We start from the raw sequence: 704 nt of genomic DNA, 5'->3' as shown, positions 1-704 counted from the left end.
TGATCTTAACCAAGATTTTATTCCCCCCGTTCGCTTCTGACATGCTTGCCACTCAAATTTTTGCGCATCTCCCCAGATGGGAAGAGGTTGCGCATTATCACATTCAGCATGCGTTTGGTTCCAACTATCTTGATCAAACCACAGCACATCAATATCCGAAGGTTTAGGAGTTGCCAAAGGATATTGTGGAACCGATGACATAAAGCGTGTCCATAATCGCAAAGCTCCCGAACTTCCGGTTAAACCGATCGATTCATTTTGATCATTGCCAAGCCAAAACACGCCTAAGTAATCCCCTGAAAAACCGGCAAACCAGCTATCTCGAAAATCATTTGTTGTTCCAGTTTTTCCAGCTGTCAGCAATTGTGTGGGCAAAGTTCGATAAGCTGATCGTCCAGTGCCAGCACGCATGACCTCTTGCATGCCACTCTGCAACAGATAACTCGCTTCAGGCGAAATCACTTGCTCAACATTAAAGTGATATCGCGACAACAAATTACCTTGGTGATCTGTCACCTCACGAATTGCTCGCAAGGGCATATTAAAACCATTACTCGCGATCGTCTGATAAAACTTTGCGACATCGAAAGGCGTCATCGCTTGAGCACCCAGCAGCAATGACGGGTAAGGGTTAAGCGCCTCGTTCACGCCTAGTCGCCTCAAACTTTCTCGCACCCTATCCATACCAAGCTGCAAGCCAAGTC

At 46.6% G+C, this 704-nt stretch carries 1 protein-coding gene; it reads right to left on the bottom strand.

What is annotated here, in order from left to right:
• On the bottom strand, positions 1 to 704 hold a 704-nt coding region (locus A3762_RS04280; protein WP_255375028.1), incomplete at both ends, for a penicillin-binding transpeptidase domain-containing protein.

This window comes from Oleiphilus sp. HI0125, assembly GCF_001635355.1.
Note: the sequence above shows the minus strand (reverse complement) of the source record. Positions and strands in the feature narration are given on the sequence as shown.